The organism is Paracoccus aerius (assembly GCF_014656455.1).
Taxonomy (GTDB): domain Bacteria; phylum Pseudomonadota; class Alphaproteobacteria; order Rhodobacterales; family Rhodobacteraceae; genus Paracoccus; species Paracoccus aerius.
This window is the reverse complement of sequence record NZ_BNCL01000014.1, coordinates 41065-67305: the sequence shown is the minus strand read 5'-3', so window position 1 is coordinate 67305 and position 26241 is coordinate 41065. Positions and strand designations below refer to the sequence as shown.

General features: G+C 59.2%; 17 protein-coding genes and 1 pseudogene. 12 read left to right on the top strand and 6 right to left on the bottom strand.

Annotated elements, in window-relative coordinates; all coding sequences use genetic code 11:
• Positions 1 to 322: 322 nt before the first annotated feature.
• From IE224_RS15195 to IE224_RS15180, 4 genes and pseudogenes are all read right to left on the bottom strand, one after another.
• Positions 323 to 1705 carry an ISNCY family transposase gene (locus IE224_RS15195; protein WP_191311572.1) on the bottom strand — a complete coding sequence of 461 codons (1383 nt, stop codon included), beginning with the start codon at positions 1703 to 1705 and terminating at the stop codon, positions 323 to 325.
• 142 nt (positions 1706 to 1847) lie between these two features.
• Positions 1848 to 2898, bottom strand: a pseudogene (locus IE224_RS15190) (IS30 family transposase).
• Positions 2899 to 3215: 317 nt separating this feature from the next.
• The gene (gene pcaF, locus IE224_RS15185) at positions 3216 to 4409 is read right to left on the bottom strand and encodes a 3-oxoadipyl-CoA thiolase (RefSeq protein ID WP_191311571.1); all 1194 of its coding nucleotides are present in this window, start codon (positions 4407 to 4409) and stop codon (positions 3216 to 3218) included.
• 1 nt (position 4410) lies between these two features.
• Complete coding sequence (locus tag IE224_RS15180; protein ID WP_191311569.1) at positions 4411 to 6414, bottom strand: 3-hydroxyacyl-CoA dehydrogenase NAD-binding domain-containing protein; 2004 nt, start codon at positions 6412 to 6414, stop codon at positions 4411 to 4413.
• 404 nt (positions 6415 to 6818) lie between these two features.
• Here IE224_RS15180 and IE224_RS15175 point away from each other — a divergent pair, with 404 nt between their 5' ends.
• The 6 genes from IE224_RS15175 to IE224_RS15150 all read left to right on the top strand — a co-directional run bounded on the left by IE224_RS15175 (position 6819) and on the right by IE224_RS15150 (position 14659).
• Positions 6819 to 8210 carry an aminotransferase gene (locus tag IE224_RS15175; RefSeq protein WP_191311567.1) on the top strand — a complete coding sequence of 464 codons (1392 nt, stop codon included), beginning with the start codon at positions 6819 to 6821 and terminating at the stop codon, positions 8208 to 8210.
• A gap of 38 nt (positions 8211 to 8248) precedes the next feature.
• Entirely contained in the window at positions 8249 to 9736 is a 1488-nt protein-coding gene (locus IE224_RS15170; protein WP_191311565.1) for an aldehyde dehydrogenase, read from the top strand.
• A gap of 80 nt (positions 9737 to 9816) precedes the next feature.
• Complete coding sequence (locus tag IE224_RS15165; RefSeq protein ID WP_191311563.1) at positions 9817 to 11484, top strand: class I adenylate-forming enzyme family protein; 1668 nt, start codon at positions 9817 to 9819, stop codon at positions 11482 to 11484.
• Complete coding sequence (locus tag IE224_RS15160; RefSeq protein ID WP_191311561.1) at positions 11481 to 13076, top strand: phytoene desaturase family protein; 1596 nt, start codon at positions 11481 to 11483, stop codon at positions 13074 to 13076. Before IE224_RS15165 ends, IE224_RS15160 begins: the two co-directional genes overlap by 4 nt.
• A 4-nt stretch (positions 13077 to 13080) precedes the next feature.
• A complete protein-coding gene (locus IE224_RS15155) occupies positions 13081 to 13944 on the top strand; it encodes an amidohydrolase family protein (protein ID WP_191311560.1) in 864 nt (287 codons plus the stop codon).
• A gap of 61 nt (positions 13945 to 14005) precedes the next feature.
• Complete coding sequence (locus IE224_RS15150; RefSeq protein WP_191311558.1) at positions 14006 to 14659, top strand: TetR family transcriptional regulator C-terminal domain-containing protein; 654 nt, start codon at positions 14006 to 14008, stop codon at positions 14657 to 14659.
• Between the two features lie 30 nt (positions 14660 to 14689).
• Here IE224_RS15150 and IE224_RS15145 read toward each other — a convergent pair whose 3' ends face one another.
• Both IE224_RS15145 and IE224_RS15140 read right to left on the bottom strand, forming a co-directional pair.
• Positions 14690 to 15742 (bottom strand): histone deacetylase family protein, encoded by a 1053-nt coding sequence (locus tag IE224_RS15145; protein WP_191311556.1) that lies wholly within the window; start codon positions 15740 to 15742, stop codon positions 14690 to 14692.
• 10 nt (positions 15743 to 15752) lie between these two features.
• On the bottom strand, positions 15753 to 17186 hold the full coding sequence (locus IE224_RS15140) for an amidase (RefSeq protein ID WP_191311554.1): 1434 nt from the start codon (positions 17184 to 17186) through the stop codon (positions 15753 to 15755).
• Between the two features lie 198 nt (positions 17187 to 17384).
• On the opposite strand from IE224_RS15140, the gene IE224_RS15135 reads away from it, so the two are divergent.
• The 6 genes from IE224_RS15135 to IE224_RS15110 all read left to right on the top strand — a co-directional run bounded on the left by IE224_RS15135 (position 17385) and on the right by IE224_RS15110 (position 26123).
• Positions 17385 to 18992, top strand: coding sequence for an ABC transporter substrate-binding protein (locus IE224_RS15135; RefSeq protein WP_191311552.1), 1608 nt, complete (start codon positions 17385 to 17387; stop codon positions 18990 to 18992).
• Positions 18993 to 19114: 122 nt separating this feature from the next.
• Positions 19115 to 20716, top strand: coding sequence for an ABC transporter substrate-binding protein (locus tag IE224_RS15130; RefSeq protein WP_191311551.1), 1602 nt, complete (start codon positions 19115 to 19117; stop codon positions 20714 to 20716).
• A 67-nt stretch (positions 20717 to 20783) separates the two neighbouring features.
• The gene (locus tag IE224_RS15125) at positions 20784 to 21749 is read left to right on the top strand and encodes an ABC transporter permease (protein ID WP_191311549.1); all 966 of its coding nucleotides are present in this window, start codon (positions 20784 to 20786) and stop codon (positions 21747 to 21749) included.
• Between the two features lie 10 nt (positions 21750 to 21759).
• The gene (locus IE224_RS15120) at positions 21760 to 22638 is read left to right on the top strand and encodes an ABC transporter permease (RefSeq protein ID WP_191311547.1); all 879 of its coding nucleotides are present in this window, start codon (positions 21760 to 21762) and stop codon (positions 22636 to 22638) included.
• Positions 22639 to 22643: 5 nt separating this feature from the next.
• On the top strand, positions 22644 to 24320 hold the full coding sequence (locus IE224_RS15115; RefSeq protein ID WP_373305569.1) for an ABC transporter ATP-binding protein: 1677 nt from the start codon (positions 22644 to 22646) through the stop codon (positions 24318 to 24320).
• A 213-nt stretch (positions 24321 to 24533) separates the two neighbouring features.
• Complete coding sequence (locus tag IE224_RS15110; RefSeq protein ID WP_191311545.1) at positions 24534 to 26123, top strand: gamma-glutamyltransferase family protein; 1590 nt, start codon at positions 24534 to 24536, stop codon at positions 26121 to 26123.
• The last annotated feature ends 118 nt before the right edge of the window (positions 26124 to 26241 follow it).

Genomic DNA, 26241 nt, shown 5'->3' with positions numbered 1-26241 from the left:
CAGCATGTGGATTCCACGCGTCCTTTGAGTGAAAGCCATTTCGGTCTCAAAACGAACGTACCCTTACGAATGTAGAGGGGGTTTGCTAAGAACTAAAACATCCCCCTGTCACGCCCTGCCCCGCCCTCTGCCAATCTTCCATGGGCTGTTGTCACCAAGTAAAAATATCGCCTTGTGAGCCATTTAGAAATGTCGCCTGGGGCTTAGAGCGATAATCCGGCCCCGGCCCGCTCTCCAGCACAAGGGCCGTAGGGACGGGGCCGGCGACAGCGCGCCGTTTGCAGGCTTCGGCTATCGTGGCTGAGGGCATGTGGGCCCGTCGTCATTGTACAGGTCGTTGCAAGACCTGCGCAGCCTGAGCTTCTGCCGCGCGTCGTTCGGCGCGTTTGTCGAGCCAGCTCTTTCGACCACGACCGCGCTTGCCGGTCGGGGTGTAGTAATCTCGCTGCTTGCCCACGGGTCCGACCTGCGGCGGGTTGGTCTGTTGCTGGATCATGATGTAGGACAGCACCTCAGCCAATCGCTTGTTCTCGGTGATGCTGGCGTGGGTCACCCGCTGCTGGCTAGGGTCAAACACCCGGTAGGGCAGCAAAAAGCCCTTCCAGCGGATCTCGAGCGGCCGGTCTGGATAGGCGTAGGTCTCGACATACTGGCCGATGGCGCTGCGGGCGTGCTCGCTGTCATTCAGAATGAACTTCCTGCGCTCGTAATGGATCACCAGGTTGCCGCTGAGCCGGCGCTGATCGCGGATGCAGAGGATCTCGCGGAGCCGCGATGCCGGCACATTCAGCGGCCGGTGCTGGTCATCCGAGTGGGCAGGAGTATAGGCAAAACGCTCATTGTGGCGTGCCATGAAGCCGGGAAGGAAGGCGTTGGCGGCTTCCATGTCAGAGATGCCCGCAAGGCGCAGTTCCTTGACCAGACGATCCTGCAGGGTGCGGTTGGCTCGTTCGACGCGGCCCTTGGCCTGCGAGGAATTGGCACACAGGATCTCGATGTTCAGTTCCGCCAGAGCGCGGCCGAACTGCGTCATGGCATGCCCGTTGCGGACCTCGGGACGGTTGATGCGAAAGATGCTGTGCTTGTCGGAGTAGAAGGCAACCGGGCGGCCGTGCTCCGCCAGGTAGCCCTCCAAAGCCGCGAAGTAAGCTTCGGTGGTCTCCGACGGGACAAAGCGCATCTGCATCAGCTTGCCGGTGGCATCATCGATGAACACCAGCAGCGTGCAGGCCGGGCCGCGATCCTCAAACCAGCGATGATCCGAGCCCTTGATCTGGATCAACTCGCCAAGAGCTTGCCGGCGCAGCCGGGGCTGGTGAACACGGCGCCGCTGCGCACGGCTGTGCCAAAGCCCGCCCGCCATCATCCATTGCCGCAGGCTCTCCGACGAGATGCGGATGCCATGCCGCTCGGCCAGCTTCTCGGCCGCCAGCGTCGGCCCGAAGTCGGGATAGTCGCTGCGGATCAGGGACAGGATGTAGTCGCGCTTGAGAGCGCCGATGCGGTTGTTCGAGGGTCGGCCGCGCAGCTTGTGGCGTACCGCCATGGCGCCTTCGTCCCGCACCTTGCCGAGCAAGCGTTGCACCTGCCGCTGACTGAGGCCAAGCAGACTGGCAGCTGTCGCTGAGCGCAAGCTGCCGTCCAAAACCTGCGCCAAAACCTCGATCCGCTGAAGCTCACGTTCGCTCATCAGGAGAAGTCCCATGCCGATGCCCTTGTGTCACATCCTGCGCGCAAGGCTCCGGCAGCAGGGCAAGGGCGACAAATCAACTTTGCCAGTTCGCGACAATTCTACTCTGCGCTGCAGGCTCCATTCTGAATGCACCAGTCCTGCGGGGCAGGGTTTGTCATGGTGCCTCCAGTCTTATCAGTTCATCTCGAAACGCTTCGATGGGTGTCCGGTAGCCCAGGCACTTCCGGGGAGTGGCGTTCAGGCGCTGACACATCATTCTCATCGAACGAGGCGTCAGCTGCAACACAGCGGTGTCTCGGGGCAGGTAGCGACGGAGCCGCCTGTTCATGTTCTCGACCGAGCCTTTTTGCCAAGGCGCCTGCGGATCGCAGAACCACGCCTTCGTGCCCATGCCACTCTCCAGCTCGCGCCAGGCCACGAACTCCAGGCCGCGGTCAAAGGTGATCGAGCGCCGCGCCTCGGCGGGCAGGGGTGACATCTCATGAATCAGACGGTTCATGAGGGGCCGAGACTTCCGGTCATTGTTGCGCAGCAGAACGGTGTAGCGGGTCTTGCGTTCGACCAGCGTCGCCACATTGGCATCGCCTTGAGTTCGCTCAAAGATCATCAAGTCATTCGCGGCGCTTACGCGGCCCCACTGGGGCCACGGTCGCCGCTCATTCCCAATTCCCAAACTGGCTGCGATCGTTGATCTCGGACGGCCGGTTATGGATGCTTGTTTCCGCAGGAAAAACCCGGTTGCGGGGCGTGCGGGCATAGCGCGGCTTCCGCTTTCGGCGCCGCTCAGGCAGGAGGCGCGCCAATTGCGCTGACTGGCCTTCGGCAGAATAGACATACTGGTAGATTGTCTCATGGCAGAGCCGGTGCGGGGCACCGGGTTCGATCCTGAGCCGACCTGCAATCTGTTCGGGAGACCAGCCTTCCTGAAGGCAGTGGATCACTTCGGCGCGTAAGTCCGGAAGACGCTCGAGCTTGCGCCGGCGGGAACGCCTGCGGTCGGCCTGGGACTGAGCCGTCACATGCCAGTAGCCATCAGCCTGCGGGACATCCTTGTCATGCCACCAGTTCCTTTTGACCTCGCGGGTGATGGTCGAGCGACTGCGGCCGAGCATCTGCGCAATCTTCGTCTTCGGCACCTTGGCCTGCAACAAACGCGCAATCACGCGGCGTTCGTCCAGCGTCAGGTTGGTGAAAGGGCGCCTCATCACATCCTCCTGAATAGCTTCAGGAAACTATCGAGTGATGCATTCCAGAATGGAATGTGCCCACCTACATGGGCTCCGGCGCCTAACGGGTGTTATGGAACTCCAAGAGGAGATCGCCCGACGGGCGGCTTCAACCGCAGTCAGCACCCTGCTGAAGGACACATGCATCCCTTAGCACAAATTGCAAACGTCTCAAACTGGTGGGCTATAAGCGGGGAGAGTTCGGTGGAGTAACCCTCTACCTTCAGGCGCTCAAAATGTGCCAAGGACCGCCTCCGGTAGAGGCGGCCATATTTTCTTTCGTCTATTTCAAGCAATCAAACCCGTTCCAGCGCTACGGCGATGCCCTGTCCCACGCCGATGCACATGGTCGAGAGCGATCGCTTGCCGCCGCTGCGGAGCAGTTCCAGCGCCGCCGTTCCGGTTATCCGTGCGCCTGACATGCCGAGCGGATGGCCAAGCGCGATGGCCCCGCCGTTCGGGTTCACGCGCGGGTCGTCATCAGCGATCCCCAGGTCGCGCAGTGTGGCAAGGCCTTGGCTGGCGAAAGCCTCGTTCAGTTCGATCACGTCGAAGTCGGTCTGCGCCAGCCCAAGCTGTGCCAGAAGTTTCTTGGAGGCAGGTGCCGGACCGAAGCCCATGATGCGCGGCGGAACACCGGCTGTGGCCCCGCCCAAAACACGGGCAATCGGGGTCAGCCCGTAACGCTTCGCTGCGGCTTCCGAGGCGATGATCAGCGCCGCCGCCCCGTCGTTCACGCCCGAGGCATTGCCGGCTGTGACCGACCCATTGGGAAACAAGGGCTTCAATTTAGCGAGCGCGTCAGCAGTCGTCGCACGAGGATGTTCGTCCTGTGCCACGATTACAGGATCCCCCTTGCGCTGCGGTACGCTGACCGGGGTGATCTCGATGGCCAGACGGTCCCGCGCGGCAGCAGCCTTGGTCTGACTGGCCAATGCCATGGCGTCCTGCGCCTCGCGGCTGATGCCGAAATCATCAGCCACGTTCTGCCCGGTCTGCGGCATGCTGTCGACGCCGTACTGCGCCTCCATGGCCGGGTTGACGAAGCGCCAGCCGATGGTGGTGTCATAGACCGCGTTGTTGCGCGAGAAGGCGCTTTCCGCCTTGGGCATCACGAAGGGCGCGCGCGACATGCTCTCGACACCGCCTGCGATCATCAGCTCAGCCTCGCCCGCCTTGATGGCGCGGGCGGCGGTGAGGACCGCGTCCATGCCCGAGCCACAAAGCCGATTGATCGTGGTGCCCGGTACCTCGACCGGCAGGCCCGCCAGCAGTGACGACATGCGCGCAACGTTGCGGTTGTCCTCGCCCGCCTGGTTGGCGCATCCGAAGATTACCTCGTCGACGGCCGCCCAGTCCACGCTGCCATTACGCGCCATCAGCGCCCTGAGCGGGATCGCGCCCAGATCGTCGGCGCGCACTGAGGACAGCGCGCCGCCAAAGCGGCCGATGGGTGTGCGGATATAGTCGCAGATATAGGCTTCGGTCATGTCACACCTCGGGGACGATCACGTGGGCCGCCTCGCCATCCACATGCAGCGGCGGAACAGCCCGCCGGGCAGTGTGGAACATTGGCCCACCTTTGTGGCGTGGAAAGCCGTAGCCATGCACCTTTACAAGGTCTATATCCTCCGGGTTCCTGGCAATGCCCTCATCTAAAATTTTCTGTCCCTCGTCGGCCATAATGGCAATGAGTCGAGTTGCGATTTCAGCGCTGCTTTGCGGCCGGGGTACTCCGGTCAGCGGCTTGAGCAGCCTAGCCACTTCTGCCGATGGCTGAGGAGTACGATCGTCATCTGCGTAATCATACCAGCCTGCGCGGGTTTTCTGGCCGAGGCGTCCTGCCCGCACGAGGATATCCCCAAGCATTTCCGGCACATTTTCACCGCAGGCACGTGCGGCCTCGCGGGCCCGAAAGGCGATGTCGAGGCCGGCCATGTCTTGTGTCTCGAAGGGGCCCATCCCGAAGCCATAATCTCGCATCGCTCTGTCTATTTGTTCCGGGCCAAGGCCGTCGCGCAGCATGGCCTCGGCACCGGCGCGGAGGCGTTTCACAATGCGGTTCCCGATAAAGCCTTCGCAATTGCCAGCCTGAACGGGGATCTTGCCCAGACGACCTGCCAGCGCAAAGCAGGTGGCAAGAGTACGCGTGGAGCTGCCTTTCAAAGGCACGATCTCCAGGAGTTTCATCACGTGGGCCGGGCTGAAAAAGTGCAGTGCGATGAAGCGATCCTGTCCTGGTAAGTCCCTCACGAGGGTGTCGGGATCAAGGTATGACGTGTTTGTCGCGATTATCATATCGGGAGAGCAGATACCGACCAGTTCTTCAAACACAGCGCGTTTGATGCCGCGGTCCTCGAACACTGCCTCGATCACCATGTCACAGCGGGCCATGGCTTGACAGCCAACCCTTCCCCTGACCCGGACGAGGCGATCGGCGGCCTCCACCTCATCACATAAGCCACGCTTTACCTGAGCAGCGAAGATCCCTTCGACCCGCGCCATGCCGGCTTGGAGTGCGTCGCGGCTTGTTTCGGCAAGCTCCACGTGCAGACCCGCGCTGGCGAGGGCTGCGGCAATGCCGCTGCCCATGGTACCACCGCCTACCACGCCGATATGTCTCAAGGACGAGGATGTTTCTCCGCGCAGGCTGGAAGGCCGCAGGGCAGCCCGCTCCGCGAAAAAGAGATAGCGCAGCGCTGCAGCTTCTTCGGAGCCGCGCAGCGACAGAAACGTCTCACGTTCTTGTGCCATTCCAGCGGCAAAGCCGGAGGTTGTGCCTGTTCGAATGGCGGACAAAGCAGCGGCAGGCGCGGGATTTCCGCGTGCCGCTTTGGTGATCCGTTTAAGAGCCGTGTTCCAGAAGTGCGCTCCTGGATCGGCAAGGGGTCTTTCGGCTGCAGGCACCGGTAGCGGCTTTGAGGCAATCTGCTGCGCGAAGTCCAGTGCCTCTTCGATTAAATCGCCGGCCGCGGCTCGATCGGCAAAGCCAATATCCAATGACTCAGCCGCAGCGATTTCCCGCCCATTAGTAATGACATCGGTGGCAAGAGCATTGCCGATCAATCGGGGCAGACGTTGTGTGCCGCCCGCGCCGGGGATGATGCCGAGCTTTGTTTCTGGCAGTGCGATGCGCGCGCTATTCGCAAGGATGCGGTAATGACAGCCAAGCGCCAGTTCGGCGCCGCCGCCGAGCGCCGCACCGTTGATCGCGGCCACCCAAGGCTTGCGCGAAGCCTCGATAGCAGAGATGGCATCCGGGAGATGTGGTGCTTCAGGTGGACGATCGAATTCGCTGATATCCGCACCACCGACGAAGACCTTACCCTGCCCGGTCAGGACGACTGCGCGGATGTTATCATCCTGATCCAGCCTGGCGATCATGGCGCACAACTGTTGGCGAGCTGTCTGACCAAGTGCGTTTACTGGCGGGTTATCGATGGTGACGAGAGCAACGCCGTTGTGGTCCTGTCGAGTGATCAGGGGGGTGTTCATCGGCTCTAACTCCTTCGATGATCAGAATAAGGATGTCAGTCTGGACCGACAATGACGGCCGTCGCCGGGACTATCCCGGCGCGAAGTTGCACAAGCGCACCGCATCATCGGCCACAAGGAGTGCGATGCAGTAGCATTCAAGCCCTGCCCATGAGCGCGCATTGATTTCAGTAATACCAAGATCCTTTGTCCTAGACCTTTGTCGCCAGGCATAGCGCTTGACTGTTGGCAGCGCCCTCTCACGCGGCAAGGCTTGCAACCAGCATAAGCATGACAAACCATCTTCCGCAACATTCTGATTGATTAGGCAATCAGAATTCTTGACTTGTCGATTTCACTTCTGCACTACTTGCGACTGAGGCAGCCTGGGGCACCGGGCATGCGGAATGTATGGGAGGTCAGCAATGGCAGATAAGGCGTTAGGGGTAGTCGGGGCAGCGATGCGCGACCATGTTCTCCTTCCCGCACAGGAGATGGCGAAACTCGGCAAGGCCTCTCAGCCGGTGCTGACTCATGCCGAGGGCATTTATGTCTACGCCGAAGACGGGCGTCGCCTGATTGACGGGCCTGCGGGTATGTGGTGCGCCCAAGTTGGCTATGGTCGCCGCGAAATCGTCGATGCGATGGCGCACCAGGCAATGATGCTGCCGTATGCCTCACCCTGGTACATGGCCACGAGTCCTGCCGCGCGACTGGCAGAAAAGATCGCCTCGCTGACGCCAGGCGATCTGAACCGGATCTTCTTCACGACAGGCGGCTCAACCGCCGTGGACAGCGCCCTGCGCTTTTCTGAGTTCTACAACAACGTGCTGGGCCGACCGGACAAGAAACGCATTATCGTGCGCTATGATGGCTATCACGGCTCAACGGCCCTGACGGCCGCGTGTACCGGCAGAACCGGAAACTGGCCAAACTTCGACATTCAGCAGGACCGGATTTCATTCCTTTCGAGCCCAAACCCCCGCCATGCCGGTAACCGCAGTCAGGAAGACTTCCTGGATGATCTGGTGAAGGAATTTGAGGACCGGATTGAAGAGCTTGGAGCCGATACGATCGCGGCTTTCCTTGCTGAGCCGATCCTTGCCTCGGGTGGCGTTATAATTCCGCCGAAGGGTTATCACGCACGCTTCAAGGCGGTCTGTGAGAAGCACGACATTCTTTATATTTCGGATGAGGTAGTTACAGGTTTCGGGCGTTGTGGCGAATGGTTCGCGTCCGAAAAGGTATTCGGCGTCGTTCCCGACATCATCACCTTCGCAAAGGGCGTGACCTCGGGCTATGTGCCTCTTGGTGGGCTGGCAATATCCGAAAAGGTGCTTGCGCGGATCTCGGGCGACAAGGCCAAGGGCAGTTGGTTCACCAATGGTTACACCTACAGCAACCAGCCCGTGGCCTGTGCAGCAGCGCTTGCCAATATCGATGTGATAGAGCGCGAGGGCATTCTTGAGCAGGTGCGCGACATGGCGGACTATTTCGCCACTGCACTCGCTTCGCTCAGGGACCTGCCGGGCGTTGCCGAAACCCGTTCGGTAGGGCTTGTGGGATGCGTGCAATGTCTCCTGGACCCGACAAGAGCGGATGGAAATCCGGAAGACAAAGCTTTCACGCTCAAGATCGATGAACGCTGCTTTGAACTTGGCCTGATTGTCCGCCCGCTTGGTGATCTTTGCGTGATCTCACCACCGCTCATCATCAACCGCGCCCAGATTGACGACATGGTGGCCATCATGCGCCAAGCAATTTCAGAAACCGGCGCAGCCTACGGACTGAAAGCAAAAGAACCGGCCGCCGTTTGAAGCGGTCTGAACAAAACCTCCAATCTGACAGGACTTATATGCTGCAAGAAATCGACTGGCACGCTCGCGCCAAAGCCGTAGCCCTTCCGAACCGCCCATTCATCGAGGGGGCGTACGTTGATAGCCTTTCCAACGAGACATTTCCTTGCATCTATCCCGGTGACGGGAGGCTGCTGACCCAAGTGGCATCTTGCAGCGATGCTGACGTCGATGCGGCAGTTCGTTCGGCGCGCAAGGCCTTTGACTCGGGGGTCTGGTCACGAATGGCACCTGCAGATCGCCGCCGCATCCTGTTGCGCTTTTCCGAACTTATCCTAGCAAACCGCGAAGAGTTGGCCCTGCTGGAAACGCTCAATGTCGGCAAGCCCATCGCCAATGCCTATAACGGGGATGTGGTCAGCGCAGCCGCCTGCATTGCCTGGTACGCCGAAGCGATCGACAAGGTCTATGGTGAGGTCGCTGCCACTGCCCATGACATGACCACCCTTGTGGTGCGAGAGCCTCTGGGCGTCGTTGCAGCCGTGGTGCCTTGGAACTACCCGATGTCGATGGCGGCCTGGAAGCTTGGGCCTGCCCTTGCGACCGGCAACTCGGTCATCTTGAAGCCTGCCGAGCAATCTCCGTTCACCGCGCTGAAATTCGGCGAGCTCGCGATCGAGGCTGGTATTCCGGCTGGCGTACTGAACGTCGTTCCTGGACTTGGCCACATCGCCGGAAAGGCGCTTGGCATGCACATGGATGTCGATTGTGTCGGCTTTACCGGCTCGACCGAGGTCGGCAAGTACTTCATGCAGTACTCGGGGCAATCGAATATCAAACGTATCGGGCTCGAACTCGGAGGCAAGTCGCCCCAGGTGGTTTTGGCGGACTGTGATGATCTTGACGCGGCAGCGGCCGGGATCGCGGCTGGGATCTTCGCCAATACCGGGCAGGTTTGTAATGCGGGCTCGCGTCTCATTGTGGATGAACGCGTGCGCGACGAGTTGCTGGATAAGATCGCAGCGCAGGCGAAGGCCTTTGCTCCCGGTGACCCGCTCAGCACAACCACGCGCATGGGTTCGATGGTCAGCGAAGAGCAGATGGATCGCGTCCTCGGTTATATCGATGCAGGCCGCGCGGATGGCGCCAATACGCTGATCGGCGGCACCCGTGTAAAGGCAGACACTGGAGGGTTCTATATCGAGCCGACAATCTTCGAGGGCGTGCGTAACGACATGAAGATTGCCCAGGAAGAGATCTTTGGTCCGGTTCTGTCCGCCATCACTGTCAAAGACTTCGACGAGGCAATGACGGTGGCGAATGACACGGTCTATGGGCTGGCAGGTGCGGTCTGGACCGGCTCGGTGAAGAACGCTCATCGTGCCGCCAAGGCGATGCGCGCTGGTGTGGTCTGGGTCAATTGCTTCGATCGTGGTTCACTCGCCGTGCCTTTTGGCGGGTTCAAACAGTCGGGCTTCGGCCGTGACAAGTCGCTCCATGCCATAGACAAGTACACCGACCTGAAAGCGGTCTGGTTCGCTCACTGACCGGCGCCGACGCATCGCCTACCCTCTTCGGGCGATGCGCTTTTTTCGCTCAGAGACATTCCGCAGACTGGAGCTCGCCGATGTGGAAGGACGACATCCTCACGTACCCTGTTGTTCCTTACGAGGAACGCCGCCGCCGGATTGAGGAAGAACCACTGCCGGAGAACATCGGGGCGCTGATTGACGAGGCTGCGGATGCAGCGGGAGATCAGCTGTTGTGGAATTTCTTTGAGTCCGGCGAGACCATTACCTATACGCAGATGCGCCGTGTAGTGAACGGGCTTGCGACAAAGCTGGTGGCGCTTGGCATCACCAAGGGCACGCATGTCGGCGTGATGCTACCTAACATCCCGGCCTTCCCGTTGACCTGGTTGGCTCTGGGGCGGATCGGGGCCGTGATGCTGCCGATCAACCCCGGCTATACACCGCGCGAGATCGCCCATGTGTTGAACATCGCGAACGCCGAATGGGTGGTGACGCATGAGACCACTCGCGCAGTGCTGGATCAGGCCCATGCAGAAAGGCTGGTCAGCCTGCCAGCAAACCGGCTGATCGTGGTTGGGGAGTCAAATGGCGATACCCACGAGTGGAGAGCACTTGCCTCCGAGCCGCGCGACAGCTTTACGCCACCATCGCCGGTCGGGCATGATGAGCTACTCAATATCCAGTTCACCTCCGGGACCAGTGGCTTTCCCAAGGGCTGCATGCTTAGCCAGCGCTACTGGATTTCAGCGGGAAAGGTTAACGCGTTTCGCGACGGAAGAATTTATCGGCGAATCCTGGCATCGACGCCATTCTTCTATATGGATCCGCAATGGCTTCTGCTGATGACCATGTATCAGCGCGGCACGCTTTTCGTGGCAGCAAAACAATCGACAAGCCGCTTCAGCTCATGGCTGCAGGCGCATGACATTGAGTTTTGCCTGCTGCCTTGGGTGCTGCATGGTATGGCTCCACAGGCGCATGATGCCGACAACAAGGTGATCCGCGCCAATATCTATGGTTGTCCCCGTGATCTGCACAAGGGTATCGAAGAGCGCTTTGATCTGAATGCTCGTGAGGCCTTCGGCATGACCGAGGTTGGCCCGGCCATGTTCGCGCCGATCGAGCGCGCCGATAAGGTCGGCACCGGCTCCTGCGGATTGCCCTGCCCGTTCCGCGAATGCCGGATCGTGGGCGAGGACGGAAAGCCGGTTGCCCGGGGTGAGATCGGTGAACTGCAGATCCGTGGCCCGGGCATCATGCTCGGCTATTATAACAATCCAGAAGCCACCGCCGAAGTGCTGAAAGACGGCTGGTTCTCGTCTGGCGACCTCTTTCGTCAAGATGAAGACGGGTTCTATTACATTGTCGGGCGCAAGAAGGACATGATCCGCCGCTCGGCTGAGAATATCGCTGCGCGTGAAGTAGAAACGGTTCTTGCCGCTGCCCCGGGGGTGGCCGAAGTCGCGGTGGTTGGGGTGCCCGACCCTCTGCGCGGCGAAGAGGTCAAGGCCTTTATTCGGCTAAGAGAGCAGGTTGAGGCCAGCTCTGCGATCCTTTTTGGTATTATCGCCACCGCCCAGAGCGGGCTCGCGCCCTTCAAGGTGCCGCGCTTCTATGCCTTCGTGGATGATTTCCCACGCACTGCCTCGCTGAAGATCGCCAAGCCACAGATCACTGCGGGTGTCGGTGACCTGCGTGCCGGTTCATTCGACCGCAACACGGGCGAATGGATCTGCGTCGCCGGCCAGGGAGCCAAGGCATGAGGCCCGGCTATGATGCCATCATTGTCGGCGGCGGGCATAACGGCCTGACCTGTGGCGCGTATCTTGCGCGCGCCGGGGTGAGAGTCTTGGTTGTTGAACGCCGCGACATCATCGGCGGTGCCGCCGTCACTGGCGAGATCGCGCCAGGCTATCGCAGTTCGCTGGCTTCCTACTACCAAGGCCTGTTGCAGCCCAAGGTTATCCTCGATCTCGAACTGCAGAAATATGGCTTTGAGGTGATCCCAGCCGCGCCGACAGTCTTCGCGCTGGAAGGCGGTCGTACTTTCACCATGTGGGAAGACCCCGACCGTTTCGCCGCAGAGATCGCCAAGTTCTCGAACATCGACGGCGAGGCCTACGCGAAGTATCGGGCGCATATGCTGAAGATCGCGCCCCATATGAAGCAGCTTCTATGGGAGATACCCGTCAACCCGGCCAGCAGCAAGATCAGTGATCTTAAAAGGCTTGCTGGGTTTGTCTGGCGCTTCCGCAAGATTGGACCGCAGTTCTACGACATCTACAATCTTCTGACGATGAGCGCTTACGATTATCTCTCACGCTGGTTCTCGTCTGACGATATCAAACTGGTGCTGGGTTTCTTCGCGGGCGGCGGCGGCGCCAATTCAAGCCTGAAAACGCCGGGTTCCGCCTATATGTTGGCACGCGGCATCGTGCGCGACGGATCAACTGCGGCCGGGCCTGCCGGCTTCATGAAAGGCGGCATGGGTTCGATTTCCGAGGCGATCCGTCGCTCGGGAGAGGCGCATGGAATGGAAGTGCGCACCTCCTGCCCCGTAGAGAAGATCCTCGTTGAAAATGGCCGCGCCGCGGGCGTACGGTTGGAGGGTGGCGAAGAAATCCGCTCGAAGATCGTAATCGGCAATGCGACCGCGCGGACGATCTTCACGAAGTTGCTCGACACCACCATGCTCCCCGAAGAGTTCAACCGCGACGTCCGAAATATTCGCTGTGAAAGCACGGTGTTCCGGGTCAATCTCGCGCTTTCCTCGCTACCTAGTGCGCCGGTTTTCGGTCAGACCAACCCTGAAGGCAGTATTGTGCCGCAGATGACCATCGCGCCTACTGTTGCCTATATGGAGCGCGCCTGGCATCAGGCTCAGGGCGGCGAAATGGCGGACGAACCGTTCCTGATCGTGAAGGTGCCATCGATGGTCGATCCGACGCTGGCGCCTGCAGGCCATCACATCATGAATGTCTTTGGCGGCCATGCGCCCTATACCCTCGCCAAAGGCAATTGGGACTCCCGCCGAGAAGAACTGTGGGAGCGGGTCCTGCGGGTTCTCAAGACTCAATTTCCAAATATCGAAGACATGATCCTGCACCGCCAGGTGCTGACCCCGCTTGATCTGGAGCGCATCTTTGATCTGCCGAACGGTCATGTCCATCATGGCGAGATCAGTGCCGATCAGATGTTCTTTCGCCGCCACTCACCGCAATTTGCCGATTACCGCAGCCCGATCCAAGGACTCTACCAAGCCTCTGCGTCGGTGCACCCGGGTGGTGGTGTGACCGGCGTTCCGGGTCACAATGCCGCGAAAGTCATCCTTGAAGACCGACGGAGATGGAACTGAACCGATGCTGATCGATTTCTCCAGCCGTCCGCCGCATGCGGATTTCTCACCAACTGCGCCGCATCTGCAGAATTACCGTCGCGTCTACAGGGCAAGTGAAAGCCGGACGGCGGCATCTGACGCAGCACAGGGGCTGCAGAACTGGCTTCAAACCTATGACCGTCTGGGTGCACGCCATGTCGTGCTGAAGGCACGCGATATGACCACGACGTTCGGCTTCAAGGTCCCCAACGAAGCTGTGGCGGACTTCATCCGTGTTCATGGTTCGCGCTTTATTGGTTTTGCAGGTGTCGATCCCTGGCAGGAGGATGCAGTCCACCAGTTCGATCATGCAGTGCGCAATCTGGGTCTTCGAGGTCTCAACCTGCAATGTTTCGAGCTGAAACTGCGTCCTGACGATGAGCGTCTATTCCCGCTTTATGAAAAAGCCCTTGAGCTGGGCGTGCCAGTCAATATCCACTGTGGCATCAATTTTTCGACCCATACGCCGATGGCAATCGGGCGGCCTGAATACCTGGACAATGTCATGGTCCGCTACCCAGAGCTCCGCGCCGTCGCTTCGCCCCCTGGCTGGCCTTGGGTGCAAGAACTAATCGGCGTCGCTTGGCGGCATCCAAACCTTTATGTGGGGGTACTGGCAGTCCGGCCCAAGCTGCTTGCAAAGGCACATTCCGGCTATGAGCCGCTGCTGCAGTATGGCCGCACTATTCTGAAGGAAAAAATCATCTTCGGATCGGCCTTTCCAATGATGCCGGTGGACACTGCGCTGGATGAACTCGACAGCCTGGGCCTTGATGCGGCAACACGTCGTCTCTGGCTGCATGATAATGCCGCCCGGCTTCTCGGTTTAGGAACCGGTGAAACTTGACTTTACCCTTCCGCGCCTTATGCCGGTTGTCTTGTCCTGCCGTGAAGTGACCAGAGTTTAAATGACCGATCGGAAACCAAGATCACCGCGCAGTAACGCCGCCCCTCTTCCGAAGTCCCGCGAAGATCAGGTGGTCGACCGGCGCCGTTCGCTGCTGAAAGCTGCGGTTAAGGTGATCTCGAAACGTGGGCTTACCGGGGTTACCATGAATTCCATCGCTGCAGAGGCTGAATGTTCCTACGGCGTGGTGGCGTTTCACTTCCAATCGAAAGAAGGCATCATCTTCGCCGCGCTTGATTATTCTGCGGCCGAGTATGAAGCTTTTCTGACTCGGCTGAACGTGTCAGACCGCGGTCCGGCTGAACGGATCCGCCATATGATCGATACCGACTTCAGCCGCAAGGCAGCAGGTCAGGATTCCATTGCGCTCTGGCTGGCCTTCTGGGCTGAGGCTTCGAGGGTGCCGAGCTTTCGCAAACGTTGCGCCGCGCTCCGGGTGCACTACAACGCGGCACTAACGGCGGATGTGGCCGAACTTGCAGCATTGCGGGGGAAAGATGTGCAGGCGGAACAAATTGCAGTCACGCTTAATGCGATGATTTCCGGTCTTTGGATCGAAAACCTTCTTTTGCCAGTCACAGTTGATGCCGGACGAGAGCGCGGCCGCGACGCTTGTTTAGCCTATATGCGCCTACTCTTTCCCGATGATTTCTGACGCATTGAGAAACTCTGACAAAGCTTGGTCCTAAGGGGTCCAGGCTATTTGGGTCGGCGCGGCTTCAAAACCTCTCAGTACATTGACCGCGTTGACTCCGATTGCCTCGATTGCATAGCCACCTTCCATCACGAACAGCACCGGCACCCCGACCGTTGCGATCCGCGCGCCAATTTGTGCATAGTCCTGCTCCTTCAACCGAAAATGCGAGATCGGATCATCCTTGAACGTATCGACGCCCAGAGAGACGACCAGCCGATCGGGCGCGAAAGCGCGGATCCGCTCTAGCGCCTGATCCAGTGCCGCGTTCCAGACAGAGTAATCCGATCCCCACGGTAGTGGCAGATTGAGGTTGGTCCTCTGCCCGGCACCTTCGCCGATCTCATCCGCAAAGCCGATGTAGTAGGGATACTCCTGCACCGGATCACCGTGGATGGACACCGTCAGAACATCGCCCCGGTCGTAAAAGATATCCTGCGTGCCATTGCCGTGGTGGTAGTCAATATCCAACACGGCAACGCGCGATGCGCCTTGATCGCGGAAATACTGCGCGGCAATGGCCGCGTTGTTGAGGAAACAGTAACCGCCGAAATAGTCCCGTCCGGCGTGATGGCCCGGCGGACGGCAGAGCGCAAATGCCGCAGTTTCTCCCTGATTAATTAGCTTCGCCCCGGTCAGCGCACAATCGACTGCAGCGCGGACGGCGTTCCAGGTGCCCTCGAGGATTGGACTGCTCATATCCACGACATAACGACCAAGTTCCGCACCGGGCCGTACAGTAGGGATCATGCGCGACCTGCGTGGTGGCCAGATATTCGGATAGGCGGGGATCGTGCCCGCCTCAGCCTTCCAGGCCTCCCATGCACCCTCGAGAAAGTGGACAAAAGCAGCATCGTGCACGGCCAGAACAGGAGCAAGGCCAAAGCTGTCCTGAGCAATCACTGGGCCAAGACCTGCACGCTTTACCTCAGCCAGAACCAATTCGGCGCGGCGAGGTATTTCAAATGCATCAACCCATTTGCCGCCATAGAACTCGCTTTTGACATCTTGCAGCACGTGTTCGGCAGAGAAGATCGTTTTCATCAGCAGGGCCTCAGAACGAGAGGGAAGGACGGGTTTCAGGGCGGCCATACCAACCGCCAACAGCCGCCTCATAGGCAAGACCTGCGGTGAACACCGACTGGTCCTCGAAGCTGCGGCCAACGAGTTGGATGCCGGTGGGAACTCCATTTGGCGCGTGGCCCGAAGGTACCGACAGCACCGGGCATCGGCTAAGCATGTTGAAGGGCCAGGCCATCGTCCAGCCAAGATAGGGGTCAATGTCGCGACCATTGATCTGCAACGGGTCCCGCATGTCGAACTCCGCCGGGACAGCCGGGATGGCAAGGGTGGGGCAAATGAAAAGGTCGAACCCTTCCATCATTGGGCCAAAATGCGACCAAATCCGGCCTTCGACATTGAGGCTGGCAAGATAATCGCGGGTCGTAACGCCCAAAGATGCACGGGCAAAGTGCGCGGCATAGGAGGTCATCTGGCTTTCGCGATCGTCAAGATACTCGGCGAGCCAAGCACCGAACAAGGTCTTATGGTGAGTCGCGGCGGCATCATAGACCTCCCAGGACCAGGGGAGTGCCACTTCGGTTACTTCGGCTCCAAGCGAGCGGAAGACTTCGAGCGCTGCCAACGTATTCGCCTGTACTGCAGGATCCACCTCCATGAACCCGAAATCCAGCGAGCAGGCGATTCTCCAGCTCTTGATGCCGGTACGGTCAACACGCAACTCCAGTTTCGGCTTCAGCGAAGCGATATCCTCCGGATGCGGTCCTGCCAAGACATTCTGCATTAAGAGACAGTCTTCGACCGTTCGTGCCATCGGGCCGGGATGGTTATAATGGTCAAGGTTGAACGGCGGCGTCGAAGGTACGCGACCGTAAGGTGGCTTGAAACCAACCACACCTGATGCGGATGCCGGGATCCGGATTGAGCCGCCGATATCAGATCCCGTGGCAAGATGCGCTAGCCCGGCGGCGAGCGCGGCTCCCGCGCCTCCCGAAGAGCCCCCTGGCGTGTAGTCCCGGTTCCAGGGATTGCGCGTCACGCCCCACTGCCTGGAGTGGCAGAAAGGCGCGCAGGAAAACTCTGGCGTAGTCGTCTTTGCGTGAATGATCGCTCCTGAATCCATCAGTCGCTGCACTACTGGAGCGTTCTTGGACGCAACATGGTTGGCATAAAGCAGCGAGCCATAAGTGGTGACCTTTCCCATCATCATATTCTCGTCCTTGAGCGCTGTGGGAACGCCATCAAGGATGCCCAAATTCTGTGCGGGCGACATGTATCTCGCCTCTGAGGCGCGTGAAGCTTCCAGTGCTTCGTCGGCATATGTGAAACAGACTGCATTCAGGCTGTTCGCACCGGCTGAAATCCGCGATAAGCAGTCGGTAACTACTTCAACAGGCGATATTTTCCGGCTGCGGTATAGCCGGACAAGTTCAGCGGCGCTGAGATAGCAAAGGCAGGTATCGCTCATGTTTCGAGGCCCCTGCATGCTTCGAGATTCATAGGGCATCAAGACCACTGTCCGATTGATTGGTCAATCAGTTTGTTGACAGGTTTTCGTTTCGGGGTATTGTCAAATCCATGCCGCCTAAACGGGGTCCGTAAGCTGCGCCAGACAGCGAGGAACCTGCCAAAGTACCGACAACAATCGAATCTGACAGGGTCTCACATGAGTAAATTACACCACCGCCAGATAGACGATCTGGTTACGCGTCTACGGCGTGGACAATTGTCGCGTCGCGAGTTTCTTGCGCGCAGTTCCGCGCTTCTCGCAGCAGGCGCAGTCGCAGGCATCCCCGGCGCCGCTCCTGGCCAGGCTCTTGAGCCGAAGTCGGGCGGGCTCCTTCGGCTCGGGCTTCACAACGCCTCGCAAAACGACAGTCTCGACCCGGGCACCTGGTCGACCAGTTGGACCGGAGCCTCTTTCAACGGGGGCGTCTATAACAACCTTGTTGAGATCATGCCCGATGGCTCGGTCGCTGGCGATCTTGCCGAAAGCTGGGAGGTCGAACCTGGCGCTAAAGTCTGGCATTTCAAGCTGCGCCCGGGTGTAACCTTCCACAATGGCAAGGACCTCGATGCAGAGGATGTTCGCCAATCCCTTGAACATCACATGAAGCCGGATTCCACTTCGGGCGCCCGCGCTATCGTCCAGCAAATTGAAAAAATCGATGCCCCAAGCGCCGATACCGTTGTGATCACTTTGACGGAGGGGAATGCTGATCTGCCCTACCTTCTGTCGGATTATCACCTGTCCATCTACCCAGCACTTCAGGGTGGCGGTATCGACATGGAGTCCGCCAGCGGAACTGGCTCCTTCACACTGGAGAGCTTCGAGCCCGGCATCGCCACGCGCCTGACGCGAAACCCGAACTACCACAAGAACAACAAGCCCTATCTTGACGAGGTGGAGTTCATCAACATCGTCGACTCGTCCGCGCGCCTGAATGCTCTGCTGACAGGCGAGGTTGACTTCATCCAGGATCTTGACATCCGCAACGTCCCCATGGTCGAGCGCAGTGCCGATTTCGCGGTGCAGCGCATCCCAAGCCTGCGTCACTTCACGTTTGATATGGATACCCGCGTTGCCCCATTCGACAATCCCGATGTGCGTCTTGCGCTGAAATATGCGTTGGACCGGAGCGATGTGATCGACAAGGTCTTCCTGGGCGAAGGAACTCAGGGCAATGACAATCCCGTCGCCCCGATCCAGAAGTTTTATCACGAGATGCCGGCGCGGGAGCATAGCATCGATAAGGCTAAAGAGCATCTGGCGAAGGCAGGGCTGAACTCGGTCAACGTCGATCTTTCTGTCGCCGAAAATGCTTTCTTCGGCGCGATCGATGCCGCGACCCTCTATCAGGAACATGCTGCAAGAGCGGGCATAAACATCAACATCGTTCGTGAGGCCGCGGACGGGTACTGGGAAAATGTCTGGCTCAAGAAGCCCTTCTGCGCTGTCGACTATTTCGGTCGTGCCACGGTCGACTGGCTGTTCTCGACCAGCTACACGACAGGCGCGCCTTGGAATTCTGGCTGGTCAAATGCGCGTTTCGATGAGTTGCACCAACTTGCCCGTGCCGAGACCGACGAAGCCAAGCGGACTGCCTACTATGTCGAGATGCAGGAGATCCTGCGCGACGATGGCAACATCATCACAGTAGCCTTTGTCGACTGGCGCAATGCGGTTGCTAACCGGGTGGGCTTTGGCGAGGTGGGCGGACTGATGCCGCTCGACAACATGCGCATGTGCGAACGTTGGTGGATCAAGGATTGATGTGGATTGCTTGGTCGGCACAAGGAGGGCGTGCAACCTACTCCCTCCTTCCAGAACACGACTTCCGGGCACGATCATACTGAGCATCTTGAACCACTGTCCATCTAGGGGGAGGAGACGGTATGCGCTATCTAGGATATCCAATACTCGAGCAGACAAAACGTAAGAGTGGCTTCACGCCAACGCGGAGGGCTTTGCTCGGGGGTGCAGCGCTTTTTGCAAGTGCTATTTTCTTGCCCACATCAATCAGGGCAGCAGACGGCCCAAAACGAGGAGGGCGGCTGCGCTACGGTATGAATGACGGTTCGCAGCAGGATACATTGGAGCCAGGCAGTTGGGCGACGGTGATGTGCGGTGCGGCTTTCAACGGAGCGCTCTTCAACAACTTGGTTGAGCTGTTGCCGGATGGGACACTCGTTGGCGATCTGGCAGAAAGCTGGAAAGCAGATGAGGGCGCGACGCGCTGGACCTTTATGCTGCGCAAAGGCGTAAAATTTCATGATGGTCGGCCTTTTACGCCAGAAGATGCCCGCCAATCCCTTTTGCATCATATGGGCGAGAACAGCACCTCGGGCGCGTTGTCAATCGTCAGGCAGATCAGCGATATTGTCACAGACGGCGACGACAAGCTGATCGTTACCCTTTCGCAAGGAAACGCCGATTTTCCATACCTTCTGTCAGATTACCATCTCTCAGTTTTTCCAGCCAAAGAAGGCGGCGGTATCGATTGGGAAAGCGGTATCGGTACCGGCGCTTTTCGATTGGAGAATTTTGAACCTGGTATTGCGGTCCGTCTTCTTCGCAATCCAGATTATCACAAACCTGGCCTGCCCCACTTTGATGAAGTCGAGTTCATCTCGATCCCTGACCGCAGTGCTCGGCTGAATGCGCTGCTGACTGGCGAAGTCGATGTGATCGAGGACGTCGATATCCGCAATGTGAGCATGATTGAGCGCGATCCCGATCTGGTCGTCCATCGTACGCCCAGTCTGCGGCACTTGACCTTCGACATGAATTGCCAGACTGCCCCCTTTGATAATCCAGCAGTGCGCAAAGCGCTGAAGCTGGCCATCGACCGCGAGGACATCATCACCAAAGTCTTCCTTGGCGAGGCCGAGATCGGAAATGACAACCCGGTGGCAAGAATCATGCCTTTCTGGACAGAAACGCCTCCGGAGCATCGGTATGATCCGGAGGCCGCTCGTGCGCTTCTGGCAGAGGCCGGTATTGAAGGGCTGGTGGTCGATCTCTCCGTTGCAGACTCCGCTTTCCCTGGCGCAATCGAGGCGGCGGTCCTGTTCCGGGAGCATGCCGCAAAGGCTGGCATTACAGTCAATGTCATCCAGGAAGCCGACGACGGATATTGGGACAATGTCTGGCTCGTAAAGCCGTTCAACGCCACAGACTGGTATGGGCGGGTAACGCTCGACTGGATGTTTTCGACGTCTTACACCTCAGATGCACCTTGGAACAACTCGGGCTTTCGCAATGCGCGCTTCGATGAGTTGTACGCTCTTGCGCGCGTGGAAGCCGACAAGGCTCAGCGGGCAGCACAATATGCGGAGATGCAGCAAATCCTTCATGATGATGGTGGTGTGATTACAATTGCCTTCATGTCTTGGCGGATAGCAATGACCAGAGCCATCGGCCATGGTGAGACTGGGGGCATCATGCCCGCCGACAATCACCGTTGCGCCGAGCGCTGGTGGCGAAACGATATATGAGGCGCGGCGCACCGACGGTCTCTCAGCTGGTGCCCACTGAGCTATACCTTACCGGAAACAGTCGAGTATGAACAAAATCTCCCATCCGATATTGTCCATGGCGGTCAGTCGGGTCGGTTTGGGGCTTCTCAGCCTTCTTATCGTCTCTCTGGTGATCTTCTTTTCTGTAAGCCTGCTGCCAGGAAGCTATGCTTCGGCCATTCTTGGGCAGAATGCGACGCCAGAGGCAGTCGCCGCGATGGAGGAAAAGCTTGGGCTGAACCAGCCGGCAATCTGGCGCTACTTCGCATGGCTCGGGGCGGCTGCAACCGGCGACCTCGGAACATCCTTTGCGGGTCGGCCAGTGATGACGGTTCTGGGGCCGCGGCTTTTGAACACGATCACGCTCGCATCGATCACGGCGCTGATCGCTGTACCATTGGCCATCGTGCTTGGCATTGTCTGCGCGCGGTTCCGCGGCCGTTTTATCGACAAGTTTCTGTCGACTTCAACGCTGGCCTCCATCTCACTGCCAGAGTTTCTCGTCGCCTATATCGTGATGATGGTCTTTGCAGTAAAGCTTCAGTGGTTCCCCTCAATGGCAGGGATCCGGAGCAGCATGGATCTGGGCGAACAACTCTATCGCATGGTGCTGCCAATCCTGACCCTGCTTCTCGTGATCCTCGCACATATGGTCAGGAATACCCGCGCCGCAATCCTGTCGGTCATGTCCAGCCCTTACGTCGAAATGGCGCGACTGCAGGGTGAATCCGAAGGCCGTGTGGTGATGCGGCAGGCACTACCGAATGCTATTGGCCCAATTGCCAGCGTCGTGGCTCTGAACCTCGCCTATCTGATCTCCGGGGTCGTGGTGATCGAAGTGGTCTTTGTTTATCCCGGAGTGGGGCAAGCAATGATCGACGCCGTCAGAAACCGCGACGTGCCCGTAATCCAAGCCTGCGCACTGATCTTCGCCGCCGCCTATATCGGTTTCAATCTGATTGCGGACGTTATCTCGATCATCAGCAACCCGCGCCTTCTGCACCCACGCTGAGACGGAACCCATGGAACAAAGCATCGACACCCGTCCTGCGCCCTCCGGCCCATTGGCGCGCACTTATCGGCTGATTTGCTCAGCCCCTTTCACGGCAAGACTAGGCATGGTGTTCGTGGCGCTTTATGCCTTCGTCGCGATCTTCGCTCCCTGGATCGCACCCTATGGCGAAGCCGAGGTGGTCTCCCGCATTCCCTTCGATGCCTGGAGCTCCCAGCACCTTCTTGGCACCGACCAACTGGGCAGGGATTTTCTGTCACGGCTGATTTTCGGCGCACGCAACTCGATTTCGATCGCGTTGGTGACAACTATCTTGTCTTTTGGGATCGGCTGTCTGCTGGGGGTCTTCTCCGCACTGGTCGGCGGCATCATCGATCAGATCATTTCCCGCTTTGTCGATGCGCTTATGTCGGTTCCCGACCTCATCTTCATCTTGATGATCCTGTCGATCTTCGGCTCGTCCATTCCCAATCTGATCATGATCATCGCGGTTCTGACCTCGACGCGCTTCTTTCGCATTTCGCGCGCTGCAGCCCTGAACGTCACCAGCCTCGATTTTGTCGAGGCTGCAAAGGGGCGCGGGGAAAATCTGCTCTGGATTTCGGTGAACGAGGTCTTTCCGAATATCCTGCCCCTGCTCTTATCCGAGTTGGGCATGCGATTTTGTTTCATCTTTCTCTCAATCGCAGCGCTTTCGTTCCTGGGTGTCGGCATCCAACCGCCAATGGCGGAATGGGGGTCGATGGTTCGAGACAATGCGGCACTGATCAATATGGGAGATATCACGCCGTTGATCCCCGCTGTAGCTATCGCCTTCCTCGCGATCGCGGTGAATTTTGTCGTTGATTGGCTGCTGAATCGCGTGAGCGGCCTGAATGAGGAGGGCTGACACCCGTGACCCGCATCCAGAACGCCTCCATTCCGGTGGTAGAAATTACCGACCTCAAGATCGAGGCAAAATCTAACGAAGGCTGGACCCAGATTGTGCGGGGTATCAGCCTCAGCATCCGCCGAGGTGAGGTGTTGGGGCTGGTTGGCGAATCTGGTGCGGGAAAATCAACAGTCGGCCTTGCGGCACTTGGTTATCTCCGTCCCGGCGCCCGGACGAATGGCGGTTCGGTTCGCCTTATTGGAACTGAGTTGTTGTCCATCCCGGAGGAGGAACGCCGAAAGATGCGCGGCACGCAGGTCGCCTATGTCGCTCAGAGCGCACAGGCGGCCTTCAATCCGGCTCACCGGCTGATGGACCAGATCACCATGGTAGCAGTGGATCGCGGTGGCCTCTCCCGTGAGGCGGCAGAAAGGCGCGCCATAGACCTTTTCACTGCCCTACAATTACCAGACCCACAGAACTTTGGCGCACGCTATCCGCATCAGGTCTCGGGTGGACAATTGCAACGCGCAATGGTCGCGATGGCGATGATCTGCAATCCGGCGCTGATCGTGTTCGATGAGCCAACAACTGCTCTAGATGTCACCACCCAGGTTGAGGTCCTGATTTCGATCCGCAAGGTCATCGAGGAATTTGGCGTAGCCGCCATCTACATTACCCATGATCTTGCAGTAGTGGCGCAAATTGCGCATCGTGTTGCCGTACTGCGTTATGGGGAAGTGGTCGAAGAAGCGTCCATCGCCGCGATCATGGACAGCCCGCAGCATGCCTATACGCAAAGCCTTTGGGCAGTGCATGAGATGCCGGTCAGTGCCTCTGGCAGGTATGAGACAGGCGTCAGGCCGTTGTTGTCGATCGAAGGGCTTTCCGCCCGTTACGGCAATTTCGATGTGCTGAAGGATATCAATCTCGCGGTAGGTCGCGGCGAGACTGTGGCACTTGTCGGGGAATCAGGTTCAGGAAAATCTACTCTGGGCAGGGTGATTACCGGGCTGAAAGAACCCTCGAAGGGCAAGGTTGTCTTTGATGGCACGCCGCTGCCCGAGAAGCTGCGCCATCGCAAGGTCGACCTGCTGCGCCGCATCCAAATCATCTACCAGTCCGCCGATACTGCACTGAACCCGCGTCAGACCGTGCGCAAGATCGTCGGACGCCCGCTAAGTCTTTATCACGGCCTTCGTGGGTCTGCCCGCGAGAAACGGCTGATCGAGCTGCTGAAGATGGTGGAGTTGAACGAGGCCCATGCCGACCGCATGCCGGGTCAGCTGTCGGGTGGCCAGAAGCAGCGGGTTGCCATTGCCCGCGCCTTGGCGGCGGAGCCGGAGCTGATCGTCTGTGACGAGATTACCTCGGCTCTTGACAAGGTGGTTCAGGCCGAGGTGCTGCGAATGCTGATCAGCCTCCAGAAACGGCTCGGTGTTTCATATCTTTTCATCACGCATGACATCGAAGTCGTGCGTGCAATTGCCGATCAGGTCGTAGTGATGCAGCATGGCCGGATTGTCGATCGGGGTGCGAAAGAGGTGGTCTTTTCACTACCGCATGAGCCTTATACCGACAAGCTGCTGGCTTCGGTTCCAGATATGGCAGTGGGTTGGCTCGATGGGATCATTGCGAGCCGTACCGCCCGGCTGTCTACCTATCCCCTGGATGCCTCTCGCATCGATCAGACGGGGTAGATGCGGGCCTTACCCAAATTTCGATCAGGCTCATGGACGGCCGGCTGCAGCAATCGCGACATCCAGGGCGATGGATGCCTGCCCCATGAAGGACGTTGTAAAACCAGGCAATGACAGGCTGGACAGCCAGATGACGCTTTGGCCCTAGCCTTGCCTCCCACGAAATCACCAGAACGGGTTTGGTAATCCGGCAATAATGAAGCGAGAGTTTTGATGGGCTTCTACCAGGGCACCGGCCGTTCGGCTGCTTTTGCCATGAACGCCATGTGCGCAACCTCTCATCCGCTGGCGGCGCAGGCGGCGTTGACGATCATCCGCGAGGGTGGCAATGCCGTCGATGCTGCGGTCGCCGGGGCGGTGGTGCTGGGCTTTTGTGAGCCGGCGATGACCGGCCTTGGCGGCGACGTGTTCGCAATGGTGCGCGAGCCGGGCAGCGGTCGCATTCACGGGCTGAACGGATCAGGCCGTGCGCCGGCTGCACTACATGCCGAGATGCTGCGTGGTCAAGGATATGAAGCCGTTCCGCTGGAGTCTGCCCATTCGGTGGCGGTTCCTGGCGCGGTCGACGCCTTCGAGCGGCTGCTGCGGCACTTCGGCACGCGCGATCTGGCAACGGTTCTGGCGCCGGCGATCGCAGCGGCCGAAAACGGCGTTCCGGTCTGCCATCGCTCTGCCCTTGACTGGGGGCGCTTCGGCCATCGCCTTTGGGGCGAAGGACGTCGCCATTTCCTAAGGGGCGGCCAGAATTATCGTCCTGGGGACGTCTTTTCCTCTGCCGGGCAGGCGGAGGCGCTGCGCCTTATCGCGGCGGAGGGGGCGGATGCCTTCTACCAGGGCGCCATCGCCCAGGACATCGTCGACACCCTGCGCAAGGCGGGTGGCCTGCATACAATGGAGGATTTTGCACGGACGGAGGCCACATTCATCGATCCGCTGCGCACCCGTTATCGAGACCATGATCTGATCGAACTGCCGCCCAATGGGCAGGGCGCCACTGCCCTGCTGCTGACCAAGATCCTGTCGCGCTTCGATCTGGCCAGGCTGGACCCGGTCGGCCCCGACCGGATCCACCTGCATGCCGAAGCGACGCGCCTTGCCTATGCCGCGCGCAACCGCTTTGTCGGCGATCCCGATGGCGACGAGATCGACCTGAACACGATGTTGTCGGACGCCAGCGTCGATCGTCTGGCCGACGAGATCGACATGAAACACGCCTGCACTTGGATCGAGGCAAGGATCGAAGCACTGCACCGCGATACCGTCTATATCTGCGTCAGTGACGAAAAAGGGCTGGCGGTCTCGTTGATTTACTCGATCTTTTATCCCTTCGGATCAGGCTTGGCGTCGCGGCGCTTCGGCATCAGCCTTCAGAACCGGGGTGCCGGCTTCTCGCTGCTGCCGGGCCATCTGAACGAATTGCGCGGTGGCAAGCGTCCCCTGCACACCCTGATCCCTGGCTTCCTGGAACTGCCGGGGCAATACACCATGCCCTTCGGCGTAATGGGAGGCGCCTATCAAGCGGCAGGGCACGGGCATGTGGTCAGCAACATCGTCGACTACGGCATGGATGTGCAACAGGCCATCGATACGCCGCGCAGCTTTGCCGACATCGCGCTTGGGGTGCTGCAGATCGAGGATGGCGTCCCCGAGGCCGCTGCGCGGGATCTGGCAGCGCGTGGTCACCAGGTTGCCCGCGTGCCAGTCGGCATCGGTGGTGCCCAAGCCATCCGTCGCGACCTGTCGTCGGGGCTGCTTACGGGCGGCTCGGACCAGCGCAAAGACGGTTGCGCCTTGGGGTATTGAGGCAACGTTTTTTGCCAGAGGCTGCCCTGCCCGATATGGCAGCGGCGCTTTTGGCTGGATGTGCAGAGATACGCACTATGCGCGAAGGCGGCAGGCTCTTGATAGGTTGCTTCGAGCT

What these genes read in the sequence shown, in the direction of transcription:
- IE224_RS15180 (WP_191311569.1), bottom strand. Translation starts at nt 6,414, where the DNA reads ATGAACACCCCCCTGATCACTCGACAGGACCACAACGGCGTTGCTCTC.
- IE224_RS15155 (WP_191311560.1), top strand. Translation starts at nt 13,081, where the DNA reads ATGCTGATCGATTTCTCCAGCCGTCCGCCGCATGCGGATTTCTCACCA.
- pcaF (WP_191311571.1), bottom strand. Translation starts at nt 4,409, where the DNA reads ATGACCGAAGCCTATATCTGCGACTATATCCGCACACCCATCGGCCGC.
- IE224_RS15195 (WP_191311572.1), bottom strand. Translation starts at nt 1,705, where the DNA reads ATGGGACTTCTCCTGATGAGCGAACGTGAGCTTCAGCGGATCGAGGTT.
- IE224_RS15170 (WP_191311565.1), top strand. Translation starts at nt 8,249, where the DNA reads ATGCTGCAAGAAATCGACTGGCACGCTCGCGCCAAAGCCGTAGCCCTT.
- IE224_RS15110 (WP_191311545.1), top strand. Translation starts at nt 24,534, where the DNA reads ATGGGCTTCTACCAGGGCACCGGCCGTTCGGCTGCTTTTGCCATGAAC.
- IE224_RS15140 (WP_191311554.1), bottom strand. Translation starts at nt 17,186, where the DNA reads ATGAGCGATACCTGCCTTTGCTATCTCAGCGCCGCTGAACTTGTCCGG.
- IE224_RS15135 (WP_191311552.1), top strand. Translation starts at nt 17,385, where the DNA reads ATGAGTAAATTACACCACCGCCAGATAGACGATCTGGTTACGCGTCTA.
- IE224_RS15150 (WP_191311558.1), top strand. Translation starts at nt 14,006, where the DNA reads ATGACCGATCGGAAACCAAGATCACCGCGCAGTAACGCCGCCCCTCTT.
- IE224_RS15120 (WP_191311547.1), top strand. Translation starts at nt 21,760, where the DNA reads ATGGAACAAAGCATCGACACCCGTCCTGCGCCCTCCGGCCCATTGGCG.
- IE224_RS15130 (WP_191311551.1), top strand. Translation starts at nt 19,115, where the DNA reads ATGCGCTATCTAGGATATCCAATACTCGAGCAGACAAAACGTAAGAGT.
- IE224_RS15160 (WP_191311561.1), top strand. Translation starts at nt 11,481, where the DNA reads ATGAGGCCCGGCTATGATGCCATCATTGTCGGCGGCGGGCATAACGGC.
- IE224_RS15125 (WP_191311549.1), top strand. Translation starts at nt 20,784, where the DNA reads ATGAACAAAATCTCCCATCCGATATTGTCCATGGCGGTCAGTCGGGTC.
- IE224_RS15175 (WP_191311567.1), top strand. Translation starts at nt 6,819, where the DNA reads ATGGCAGATAAGGCGTTAGGGGTAGTCGGGGCAGCGATGCGCGACCAT.
- IE224_RS15165 (WP_191311563.1), top strand. Translation starts at nt 9,817, where the DNA reads ATGTGGAAGGACGACATCCTCACGTACCCTGTTGTTCCTTACGAGGAA.
- IE224_RS15145 (WP_191311556.1), bottom strand. Translation starts at nt 15,742, where the DNA reads ATGAAAACGATCTTCTCTGCCGAACACGTGCTGCAAGATGTCAAAAGC.